We start from the raw sequence: 11,078 nt of genomic DNA on the forward strand, positions 1-11,078 counted from the left end.
GGGGGATTGTTTTTTTTTAAATCACCCGGCTTTGGGCGTGGGTGCCGCGGTGGGTGCCCCCCCCGGTGTGTTGGTCGGGGCCGGGCCCCCCCCCGGGGGCGCCCCCGGACGGGAAAAACTGGCGTACCTCAGACGTTCACGCCGAAGTCCTGCGCGATGCCGCGCAGACCCGAGGCGTAACCCTGGCCGATGGCGCGGAACTTCCACTCCGCACCGTTGCGGTAGAGCTCGCCGAAGACCATCGCGGTCTCCGTCGAGGCGTCCTCGCTGAGGTCGTAGCGCGCGAGCTCGGTGTTGTCGGCCTGGTTCACCACGCGGATGTACGCGTTGCGGACCTGGCCGAAGCTCTGCTGACGGCTCTCGGCCTCGTAGATCGAGACCGGGAAGACGATCTTGTCGACGTCGGCGGGGACACCGGCGAGGTTCACCTTGACGACCTCGTCGTCGCCCTCGCCCTCACCGGTGAGGTTGTCACCGGTGTGCTCGACGGAGCCGTCGGGGCTCTTGAGGTTGTTGAAGAAGACGAAGTTGCCGTCGTTGCCCACCTTGCCGTCGACACCCGTCAACAGCGCGCTGGCGTCGAGGTCGAAGTCACCGCCGGTGGTCGTACGGGCATCCCAGCCCAGACCGACGATGACCGCCGTCAGGTTGGGTGCGGCCTTGGTCAGCGAGACGTTGCCGCCCTTGCTGAGGCTGACTCCCACGGGTCCTCCCATAGTTTTAAGGGGCCGGCAGAACCAGCGTCCCCATCGTGCGTTGGCATCGGATCAACGAATGGATCCTAGTGACCGGTTCCCTGCCAAAACAGGCTTTTGGCAGGGAGCCGCCAGGACATCTCCCGGATCGGGGACCGACCGGGGAGCGGACGGGATCAGATGGCGTCGAGGGCCTTGATGTAGTCCTTGAGGTCCCGCGCGTCCGGGAGGCCGTTGACGACGCTCCAGCGGACCGTGCCGTCCTTGTCGATGACGAAGGTTCCGCGCACCGCGCAGCCCTTCTCCTCGTCGAAGACGCCGTACGCCCGCGAGGTCTCACCGTGCGGCCAGAAGTCCGAGAGCAGCGGGTACTCGAGACCCTCCTGCTCGGCGAAGACGCGCAGGGTGTGGATGGAGTCGTTGGAGACGGCGAGCAGCTGGGTGTCGTCGTTCTCGAACCGGGGCAGTTCGTCGCGCAGCGCGCAGAGCTCGCCCGTGCAGACACCGGTGAACGCGAACGGGTAGAAGAGCAGTACGACGTTCTTCTCGCCGCGGTAGTCGGAGAGCTTCACGGTCCGCCCGTGGTTGTCCTTCAGCTCGAATTCCGGGGCCTGGGTGCCGACCTCGATCGCCATGAAACGCGTCCCTTCCATCACTCCACCGCATACCCGGACCGGTCCGCCCGGGTGCCCCCACCCTATGCAGGGGCCTGCGCGCACCCGTACGAAGGCCCCCGGCGGCGTGATGCCGTCCGGGGGCCCCGGGTGGTGGGAGGAGGGGTCAGCGCTTGGCCTTGGCCCCCTTGGGGGTGACCAGACGGCTGCCCGTCCAGTCCTTGCCCGCACTGATGCTCTTGGTCTGGGCGAGACCGGCTGTCTGGGCAGCCTCGTTGATGTCGCTCGGCTCGACGTATCCGTCACGGCCGGTCTTCGGCGTCATCAGCCAGACCGTACCGCCGTCCTCGAGCAGACCAATGGCATCCACCAGCGCGTCCGTAAGGTCGCCGTCCTCGTCGCGGAACCAGAGCAGGACGACGTCTGCGACGTCGTCGTACTCCTCATCGACGAGTTCCTGGCCGGTAGTGGCCTCAATGCCCTCACGGAGCTCCAGCTCGACGTCGTCGTCGTAGCCGATCTCCTGGACCACTTGTCCGGGCTCGAACCCCAGGCGTGCTGCCGGGTTGGTCCGCTCCTCCGCGTGGTCCGCGGTCGCGCTCACGGGTTGCCTCCTGATCATGTTTCGGAAAATGCTTCACCCACGCGCGTACGCGGGGCGTTGGCCGTAGTCCACACGGGCTCGGCGAATCGCGCAAGTACCCAGCGTCCGAGACCGCCTAAACGGTGACGTTCCCTGCCACGTCGCCGCAACCTCCGGCCGGTCTCCTGCGGGGCCCTCGCCCGTACCCAATCCGTTTACGTCCTTCCTCAGCTTATGCCGTTTCGATCCGCCAATCGGAGCCGAACAGCCTTTGGGAACGCTTGGACGGGTTGGGCGTATGGTTGCGGTTTGGACCGACCCATCCTCCGACGCTCATACTCGTGACCGGGCGCGAGGCTTCAGAACCTCGCGGTTACCCCACGGTAGAGATGACGTTTGCGCCCTCGCGGTACACGATGGAGGCGGCGCACAAACAGATGTCCCGGGGGTCCGTCTCCCGTAACCAGGCCCCGTAGAGCAGCACCGAACAGCGAAGGAACAGCGTGGCTTCCGGATCCGATCGCAACCCGATCATCATTGGCGGCCTTCCGAGCCAGGTCCCGGACTTCGATCCCGAAGAGACCCAGGAATGGCTCGACTCCCTCGACGCCGCCGTCGACGAGCGGGGCCGTGAGCGTGCCCGCTATCTGATGCTCCGGCTCATCGAGCGCGCGCGCGAGAAGCGCGTCGCCGTGCCGGAGATGCGCAGTACGGACTACGTCAACACCATCGCCACGAAGGACGAGCCGTTCTTCCCTGGCGACGAGGAGATCGAGCGCAAGGTCCTCAACGCGACCCGCTGGAACGCGGCCGTGATGGTGTCACGCGCCCAGCGTCCCGGGATCGGCGTCGGCGGCCACATCGCCACGTTCGCCTCCTCCGCGTCGCTGTACGACGTCGGTTTCAACCACTTCTTCCGCGGCAAGGACGAGGGCGACGGCGGCGACCAGATCTTCTTCCAGGGGCACGCGTCCCCCGGGATCTACGCCCGCGCGTTCCTGCTCGACCGGCTGAGCGAGGCGCAGCTCGACGCGTTCCGCCAGGAGAAGTCGAAGGCGCCGAACGGCCTGTCCAGCTACCCGCACCCGCGACTGATGCCGGACTTCTGGGAGTTCCCGACCGTCTCGATGGGCCTCGGCCCCCTCGGCGCGATCTACCAGGCCCGGATGAACCGCTACATGGAGGCGCGCGGCATCGCCGACACCTCCAAGTCGCACGTGTGGGCCTACCTGGGCGACGGCGAGATGGACGAGCCCGAGTCGCTGGGCCAGCTGTCCATCGCCGCCCGTGAGGGCCTGGACAACCTCACCTTCGTGGTGAACTGCAACCTCCAGCGCCTCGACGGCCCGGTCCGCGGCAACGGCAAGATCATCCAGGAGCTGGAGTCGCAGTTCCGCGGCGCCGGCTGGAACGTCATCAAGCTGGTCTGGGACCGCTCCTGGGACCCGCTGCTCGCGCAGGACCGCACGGGCATCCTGGTCAACAAGCTGAACACCACGCCGGACGGGCAGTTCCAGACGTACGCCACCGAGACCGGTGCGTACATCCGTGACCACTTCTTCGGCGACGACCCGCGGCTGCGCGAAATGGTCAAGGACATGTCCGACCACCAGATCCTGCACCTGGGGCGCGGCGGCCACGACCACAAGAAGGTCTACGCAGCGTACGCGGCGGCCAAGGCCCACAAGGGCCAGCCGACGGTGATCCTGGCGCAGACGGTCAAGGGCTGGACGCTCGGGCCGAACTTCGAGGGCCGCAACGCGACCCACCAGATGAAGAAGCTCACGGTCGAGGACCTCAAGCGCTTCCGCGACCGGCTGCACATCCCGATCACGGACAAGCAGCTGGACGAGGGCTACCCGCCGTACTACCACCCGGGCCGCGACTCGGAAGAGATCCAGTACATGCACGACCGCCGCCAGGGTCTGGGCGGTTACGTCCCGACGCGCGTGGTGCGGGCGAAGCCGCTGGCCCTTCCGGACGAGAAGACGTACGCGACCGCGAAGAAGGGTTCGGGTACGCAGTCGATCGCCACGACCATGGCGTTCGTCCGCATCCTGAAGGACCTCATGCGGGACAAGGAGATCGGCAAGCGTTTCGTGCTGATCGCACCCGATGAGTACCGCACCTTCGGTATGGACGCGTTCTTCCCGAGTGCGAAGATCTACAACCCGCTGGGTCAGCAGTACGAGGCCGTGGACCGCGAGCTGCTCCTCGCGTACAAGGAGTCGCCGACCGGGCAGATGCTGCACGACGGCATCTCCGAGGCCGGCTGCACGGCCTCGCTGATCGCAGCCGGATCGGCGTACGCCACGCACGGCGAGCCGCTGATCCCGGTCTACGTCTTCTACTCGATGTTCGGGTTCCAGCGCACCGGTGACCAGTTCTGGCAGATGGCCGACCAGCTCGCGCGCGGCTTCGTGCTGGGCGCGACCGCCGGCCGTACGACCCTGACCGGTGAGGGCCTCCAGCACGCGGACGGCCACTCGCAGCTGCTCGCCTCGACGAACCCGGGCTGTGTGGCCTACGACCCGGCGTTCGGGTACGAGATCGCGCACATCGTCAAGGACGGTCTGCGCCGGATGTACGGCGGGACGCCCGAGGAGAACGAGGACGTCTTCTACTACCTCACCGTCTACAACGAGCCGATCCAGCACCCGGCCGAGCCGGCGGACGTGGACGTCGAGGGCATCCTCAAGGGCGTGTACCGCTACAAGAGCGGTGAGAAGGGCGAGATCCCGGCCCAGATCATGGCGTCCGGTGTGGCGGTCCCGTGGGCGGTCGAGGCGCAGCAGATCCTCGCCGACGAGTGGAACGTCAAGGCGGACGTCTGGTCGGCGACCTCCTGGAACGAGCTGCGCCGCGAGGCCGTGGACGTGGAGCGCTACAACCTGCTCCACCCCGAGGAGGAGCAGCGCGTCCCGTACGTCACGTCGAAGCTCTCCGGCTCCGAGGGCCCGTTCGTCGCGGTCTCGGACTGGATGCGTTCCGTACCGGACCAGATCTCCCGCTGGGTTCCCGGCGCGTACCAGTCGCTGGGCGCCGACGGTTTCGGCTTCGCCGACACCCGTGGCGCGGCCCGCCGCTTCTTCCACATCGACGCCCAGTCGATCGTCCTCGCGGTGCTCACCGAGCTCGCGAAGGAGGGCCGGATCGACCGGTCGGCCCTGAAGACGGCGGTCGACCGTTACGAGCTCCTGGATGTGGCCGCGGCCGATCCGGGCCCGGCCGGCGGCGACGCGTAAGCAGGCGGATGGCTGAGGGGCGGCGGGACCGGAAGGTCGCGCCGCCCCTTTCCCGTGTCCGGGGTCAGCTCTCCCAGATCTTGAAGGCCCTGACCTGGTACGAGGACCTGGGGACCCAGGTGCCGCCGCCCGGGTAGGTCTCGAACTCACCGGTCTCGGCGCACTCGGCCGACTGGTAGGTGGTGACGGGCCGCCCGGTGCGGTTGGCGAGCGCCTGGGCCCTGGTGCCGGCGGGAAGCGGGACGCAGCTGTCGACGTCGACGGTGGACAGCTCGTGGACCTGGCGGGCGCCGGTGAAGTCCGGCTTCTTCCAGAGACAGAGCTGACCCGCGTCACAGCTGCCGAGCCGGACGGGTGCGGCGTGGACGGCGGTCGGCGGGATCAGTGCGGTGGCGGCCAGGGCGGCCGCAAGGACAGTGGTGCGCATGGTGGATCGTCCCCCGTGGTCGTGCGAATCAGTTGTCCGCACCCTGACCCGCGGGGCAGTGCCGGGGGAAGGGGTCACGGGCGGGTGCCACCCTGATAGGGGTTTCTGGCGCTTTCCGACGCCGGACGCAAAGAAATCGCCGGACGGGCAGGCAGGCCCGTCCGGCGATCGAGGACAAGAGTCGGCCGAGGCCGCGAAACCCTAGATGTGTCCGGCTCCCGCGCCCGCTTCGGCGTTGTCACCGCGCTTGGTGAGGGTGGCGACCAGGGCCGCTCCCACGGCGACGATCCCGGCGACCATGAACGCGGTGCTCATGCCCGACACGAACGTGTCGTGCGCGACGCCCGCGATCTTGGCGGCGACCTCCGGCGGGGTACCGGGGGCGATCGGCGGCATACCGACCTCGACGGCCGAGGACGCCTTCTCCAGCTGCTCGGGGGAGACCGGCGGAAGCTCCGCCTCGGCCCAGTTGCCGGCCAGCTTCGAGTCGACCTGCGAGGCCATGATCGCGCCGAGCACCGCCGTACCGAGGCTGCCACCGACCTGCATCGCGGCCTGCTGGAGGCCACCCGCGACGCCGGAGAGCTCCATCGGGGCGTTGCCCACGATGACCTCCGTGGCGCCGACCATGACCGGTGCGAGACCGAGGCCGAGCAGACCGAACCAGACCGACATGGTCAGCGTGCCCGTGCCGATGGTCAGCTGGGACATGCCGAAGCAGGCGACAGCGGTGCACACCATGCCGCCGACGAGGGGCACGCGCGGGCCGAACTTGGTGATGAGGACGCCCGCGAGGGGCGAGGCGACGATCATCATCCCGGTCAGCGGCAGCAGGTGCAGACCGCTGTCGACCGGGCTCATGCCGTGCACGTTCTGCAGATAGAAGGTGACGAAGAACAGCCCGCCCATGAAAGCGAAGGCCATCAGCACCATCAGGACCACACCCGCCGACAGCGGCAGGGACTTGAACATGGCCAGCGGGATCAGCGGCTCGCGCACGTTCTTCTGGGAGAGCGCGAAGACGAAGAACAGGATGACCGCAGCGCCCAGGAAGCCGAGCGTCTTGTAGTCGCCCCAGCCCCACTCCGCGCCCTTGATGAGGGCCCAGATGAGGCAGAACATCGCCTGGGACAGCAGCACGATGCCGCCGATGTCGAAGGAGCGCGGGGCGTTCTCCGCGCGGTGGTCCCTGAGGATCACCAGGCCGAGGACGACCGCGATCACACCGACCGGCACGTTGATGAAGAAGACGGACTGCCAGCTGACGTGCTCGACGAGCACGCCGCCCAGGATCGGGCCACCGGCGGTCGACGCGCCGATCACCATGCCCCAGATGCCGATCGCCATGTTCAGCTTCTCGGCCGGGAAGGTGGCGCGCAGCAGGCCGAGCGCGGCCGGCATCAGCAGGGCACCGAAGAGGCCCTGGAGCACGCGGAACGCGATCACCAGGGTGACGCCGTCGGAGAGGCCGATGGCGGCGGACGCGGCGGCGAAGCCGACCACGCCTATCAGGAAGGTCTGGCGGTGACCGAAGCGGTCACCGAGCTTGCCGGCGGTGATCAGCGACACCGCGAGTGCGAGCATGTAGCCATTGGTGATCCACTGGACGTCGGCCAGCGAGGCACCGAGATCCTTCTGGATGGCGGGATTGGCGATCGCGACGATGGTGCCGTCGAGCGCCACCATCATCACGCCGATGGCGACGGCGAACAGCGTCAGCCAGGGGTGGCCGCGAAGACCCTTGGCCGGGGCTGGGGAAACGGTCTCTGCCGGTTCCCGCGACGCCTTCTCAACGGTGGTCTGACTAGTCATGCGCTGGAGGTTAGTGTCAGCCGCTGACAGTTGACAAACGGATTCACAACTCGGTAACTGTCACGTAGCTCACAGGTGACCCGAGCCGGTCGAAGCATCAGAAAGAGAGCCGATACGTGCCAGAAGGGCAGAAAGCCGAACCTCCGGCCGGATTGCGCGAACGCCGGAAACAGCGCACCCGTGACGCCCTGGTGAACGCCGCCCTGGAGCTCTTCACCACGCAGGGCTACGACCGCACGACCGTCGACGAGATCGCCGAGGCCGTGGAGGTCTCCCAGCGCACCTTCTTCCGCTACTTCGCGAACAAGGAGGAGGCCGCCTTCGCCGTACAGACCATGGTCGAATCCCGCTTCCTCTCGGAGCTGCGTCAACGTCCCGCCGCTGAAGCCCCTTTCGAGGCGATGCGCCGGGCCATCCTGTGCGCCTGGAACAGCATCGGCGAGGCCATCGAGGCGCTCATCCCGATCGACCTCCACATGCGGACTTACCGGATGATCGAGTCGACCCCCTCGCTGATCGCCGCCCACATGCGCCGCGGTGTCGTCCTGGAGGACGAGATCGCCCGGCTGATCGCCGGGCGCGAGGGGCTCGACGTGGAGACCGACACGCGCCCGCGGATCGTCGTCGCCGCGTTCGCCGGGGTGATGCGGGTGGCCGGACAGCAGTGGGGCCAGGGCCACGACACCAGCGTGGAATCGCTGCGCGCCCTGACCGAGGAGTACCTGGACCACCTCGGTCCCGCGCTGGCCGAGAACTGGCGGACCCCGCCGGCCGGGGCCCCGGCCCGGTAAGTTCCGGCGCGGGGTGTGCCGCACATCTCAGGGCGCCCGAATGGCGGACCTCACACCAGGCCGGCCGGTGCGACCGCATCCCGCGCGGACGGGGCGGAGGGCGCACCGGAACGTACGCGGGGCGCACACGCAGTGTGAGGAACGGCGGCCGAATTCCTCGCCGTACGGTGATGTGCGTCACCCTTGTCACGGGCTCCGGCGCGCGTCTCCTAGGGTGATGCGCAGTGAATTCCTTCGACTCCTCCCCCACACTCACCGCATGGCGCGCGCTGCTCGCCGTGGCGGTCGTGTTCGTGATGCTGGCGACCACCGGGTGGACCGCCGTGCGTCAGCAACGCTCCGACGAGCCACGCGAGATCGCGCTGACCTCCTGGGCCCGGGGACGGATAGCCGGTCACGCGCTGCCGGACGTCGGTTCGCCGCCGTACCGGCTGGCCCACTTCTTCGCCACTCTGACCGCCCGGCAGCAGACCGCGCTCGCCGACAGGTACCCGCTCGTCGTGGGAAATCTGAACGGCGCCCCGATCACGCTGCGCTACCACGCCAACCGGCAGGCGCTGAAGCAGGCGAGGGCGGCGGAGGAGCAGCGGATGCACGACACGAGACTCTCGCCCGGCGGCCGTCACGGGGCGCTGCGGCGGATGGAGCGCTTCCGTTCGATGCTGGCGAAGGACCGTCACATCCTGGCCTTCGACCCGTCCGGCAAGGGGCACGCGGCCGAGGTCTTCGGCGATCTCGACCGGGCGAGCCGGGTCTCGGTCGTGGTCCCCGGCGTCGACACGAATCTGCTGACCCTGGAGCGCTCCGGCCGGAAGTACTCGGCCCCCGTCGGCATGGCGCAGTCGCTGTACGCGGCCGAACGCGCCGCCCGCCCCGGTACCCGTACCGCGGTCATCGCGTGGGCCGACTACACCTCCCCCGCCGGGATCGGCGTGGACGCGGCGCTGGGCCGGCTCGCCAGGGCCGGGGCGGTGCGGCTGAACGCGCTGGTCGACGGGCTGCCCGGCACCTCGCGCGTCTCGTTGTTCTGCCACAGCTACGGCTCCGTGCTGTGCGGGGTCGCCGCGCACGACCTGCCGTCGCGCGTGACGGACATCGCGGTCGCCGGCAGCCCCGGCATGCGGGTGCAGCGGGCGGAGCAGTTGCACACCGGGGCCAGGGTGTGGGCGACGCGGGACCAGGACGACTGGATTCAGGACGTGCCGTATCTGGCGGTCGGCGGCATCGGTCACGGCGCCGATCCGGTCGATCCGGAGTTCGGCGCGCGGGTCATGTCGGCGCGGGGCGCGATCGGGCACAGCGGTTACTTCGAGCCGGGCACGGAGAGCCTCAGCAACTTCGCGGCGATCGGCGTGGGCGCGTACGGCTCGGTCAGCTGCGCGAGCGGCGACGGGGCCTGCCACAGCGGGATTTCCGGCGAGCGGGACACCTGACGCGCGTAGAGCGCGGTACCTGAGCCGAATTGCGGCTCGCTTCGAGGGGGGACGTGGGAGCCGGTGCCGCATACGATGAGGCACATGGGTGATGTGCTGGCCGGAATTCATGCCACCTGGGAGTTCGACACCGACTCCGTGCTCATCCGCTTCGAACGGGGTCTACGCACGCCGAAGCTCTTCCAGAGCCTGCGTGAACGACGCGTCCCGCACGCGGCGTTGTCGTCGGTGACGCTGAACCCGGGCAAGCGGGGCACGGTGGTTCTGCACGCGGTGCCGAGACCCGGTGCCGATCCACTGCTGGAGGCTGCGGCCGGACAGCTGAAGGACGGCTGCGATCCGTACCGGCTGGTGCTTCCCGCCGAACGCGAGACGCTCGCCGAATACTACGCGGACGAGCTGCGCGCCCTGCTGGGGCCGGACGCGGCACAGCCTGCCGACCGGTTCATGGTGGCGGCCCCCGAGGCCCCGATGAGCTTCAAGGCGTACGACGGCCGGGCCGGCTTCGACGGTGACCGGATCTCCTTCCGGTGGTCCTGGACCGGTGCGTCCAGCGCCAAGTGGAAGGCGGGTGACCAGACCTTCTCGGTCCGGGAGCTGAGCGGTGTCGAGTGGCGTTCGCCCGAGGCGTTCGACGGCTATCTGCGGCTCGTACCGCGCACCGGGGCGGCCGACTCCGCACTGGCGGGCCCGGTGGACCCGCCCGGTGCGGCGTACGGAGGAGCGGGCGGGGCGCAGGGCCTCCGGGCCGCCGTCCGCCCCACGCAGGCGGACCAGGACCCGGCGGCGGTCGTCTTCGGTCTCGGCTACGGCCCGGTGCACGAGTCGCTGCCGTTCGCCGCCGCCGTACTCGAATCCGTACGCCGCCGTCAGACGAAGCCCACGGCGCCCGTCGCCCCGGTCGTTGCGGGGCGGCGCGATCCGGCGGACATCGCCGAGCGGATCAGGCACCTGGGGGAACTGCACCAGGCCGGGCTGGTCACCGATGACGAGTACGGCGCGAAGAAGGCGCAGCTGCTCGCCGAGCTGTAGCGGGGCACGGGGCGCCGGAACAGCTGCTCGCCGAGCGAGCGGGCACGGGGCGCCGGATCGCGGCACCCCCTACCCCGGTACTACCGGGACGGCTGCGGACCGGCACCCCGGTATGACGTCCTCCGGTGGGTTCGCTGCCTAGGGTGGGCGGGCCATGTCCACTTCCCCCGCCGGGCCGCCGCCGCCCGCCGACGGCCTGGATGCCGGTGTTCGCGGGGCTGCTGGTGCTGATCGCGCGGTACGCGCGGAGGTTCGAGGCGCCGTGGCAGTCGGGCACGGGCGCCGCGGGTGCCCGGCGGGTGGCGGCGGGGGCACTGGCGGCGGGGTTCGCGGTCTTCGCGCTACGACTGGCGTGACCGAGAGGTCCGGGTCATCTCCCAGGGCTCCGCCCGGACCCCGGTCCTCGATCGCCGGACGGGCTTGAAGTGCCCGGACACGTCCTGATC

At 69.3% G+C, this 11,078-nt stretch carries 9 protein-coding genes and 1 pseudogene; 5 read left to right on the forward strand and 5 right to left on the reverse strand.

Translation table 11 applies throughout. The features are described 5' to 3' along the window. Positions 1–128: 128 nt before the first annotated feature. The 3 genes from ACFWSK_RS33660 to ACFWSK_RS33670 all read right to left on the reverse strand — a co-directional run bounded on the left by ACFWSK_RS33660 (position 129) and on the right by ACFWSK_RS33670 (position 1,913). Positions 129–704 carry a TerD family protein gene (locus ACFWSK_RS33660; RefSeq protein ID WP_185302899.1) on the reverse strand — a complete coding sequence of 192 codons (576 nt, stop codon included), beginning with the start codon at positions 702–704 and terminating at the stop codon, positions 129–131. A 167-nt stretch (positions 705–871) separates the two neighbouring features. Then, positions 872–1,330 (reverse strand): peroxiredoxin, encoded by a 459-nt coding sequence (locus ACFWSK_RS33665; RefSeq protein ID WP_383794748.1) that lies wholly within the window; start codon positions 1,328–1,330, stop codon positions 872–874. Positions 1,331–1,475: 145 nt separating this feature from the next. After that, positions 1,476–1,913 (reverse strand): DUF3052 domain-containing protein, encoded by a 438-nt coding sequence (locus tag ACFWSK_RS33670; RefSeq protein WP_030564649.1) that lies wholly within the window; start codon positions 1,911–1,913, stop codon positions 1,476–1,478. A gap of 482 nt (positions 1,914–2,395) precedes the next feature. On the opposite strand from ACFWSK_RS33670, the gene aceE reads away from it, so the two are divergent. Beyond that, on the forward strand, positions 2,396–5,137 hold the full coding sequence (gene aceE, locus ACFWSK_RS33675) for a pyruvate dehydrogenase (acetyl-transferring), homodimeric type (protein ID WP_383794751.1): 2,742 nt from the start codon (positions 2,396–2,398) through the stop codon (positions 5,135–5,137). Between the two features lie 64 nt (positions 5,138–5,201). Here aceE and ACFWSK_RS33680 read toward each other — a convergent pair whose 3' ends face one another. After that, entirely contained in the window at positions 5,202–5,564 is a 363-nt protein-coding gene (locus ACFWSK_RS33680; protein ID WP_383794754.1) for a peptidase inhibitor family I36 protein, read from the reverse strand. 201 nt (positions 5,565–5,765) lie between these two features. Beyond that, on the reverse strand, positions 5,766–7,376 hold the full coding sequence (locus ACFWSK_RS33685; RefSeq protein ID WP_383794758.1) for an MFS transporter: 1,611 nt from the start codon (positions 7,374–7,376) through the stop codon (positions 5,766–5,768). Between the two features lie 116 nt (positions 7,377–7,492). Between ACFWSK_RS33685 and ACFWSK_RS33690 the strand changes: the two genes are divergently transcribed. The 4 genes and pseudogenes from ACFWSK_RS33690 to ACFWSK_RS33705 all read left to right on the forward strand — a co-directional run. Next, positions 7,493–8,167 carry a TetR family transcriptional regulator gene (locus tag ACFWSK_RS33690; RefSeq protein WP_383794761.1) on the forward strand — a complete coding sequence of 225 codons (675 nt, stop codon included), beginning with the start codon at positions 7,493–7,495 and terminating at the stop codon, positions 8,165–8,167. Between the two features lie 224 nt (positions 8,168–8,391). Next, complete coding sequence (locus ACFWSK_RS33695; RefSeq protein ID WP_383794764.1) at positions 8,392–9,600, forward strand: alpha/beta hydrolase; 1,209 nt, start codon at positions 8,392–8,394, stop codon at positions 9,598–9,600. 84 nt (positions 9,601–9,684) lie between these two features. Then, positions 9,685–10,632: a DUF4429 domain-containing protein gene (locus tag ACFWSK_RS33700; RefSeq protein ID WP_383794766.1), complete on the forward strand. Its 948-nt coding sequence runs from the start codon at positions 9,685–9,687 to the stop codon at positions 10,630–10,632. A gap of 197 nt (positions 10,633–10,829) precedes the next feature. Then, a pseudogene (locus ACFWSK_RS33705) lies at positions 10,830–10,988 on the forward strand (acyltransferase); the annotation flags it as partial. Positions 10,989–11,078 lie beyond the last annotated feature (90 nt).

The organism is Streptomyces sp. NPDC058620 (genome assembly GCF_042717135.1).
Lineage (GTDB): Bacteria > Actinomycetota > Actinomycetes > Streptomycetales > Streptomycetaceae > Streptomyces.

Bases quoted from the DNA above. Each gene is read 5' to 3' on its own strand.
- ACFWSK_RS33665 (WP_383794748.1), bottom strand. From the start codon at position 1,330: ATGGCGATCGAGGTCGGCACCCAGGCCCCGGAATTCGAGCTGAAGGAC.
- ACFWSK_RS33680 (WP_383794754.1), bottom strand. From the start codon at position 5,564: ATGCGCACCACTGTCCTTGCGGCCGCCCTGGCCGCCACCGCACTGATC.
- ACFWSK_RS33685 (WP_383794758.1), bottom strand. From the start codon at position 7,376: ATGACTAGTCAGACCACCGTTGAGAAGGCGTCGCGGGAACCGGCAGAG.
- ACFWSK_RS33700 (WP_383794766.1), top strand. From the start codon at position 9,685: ATGGGTGATGTGCTGGCCGGAATTCATGCCACCTGGGAGTTCGACACC.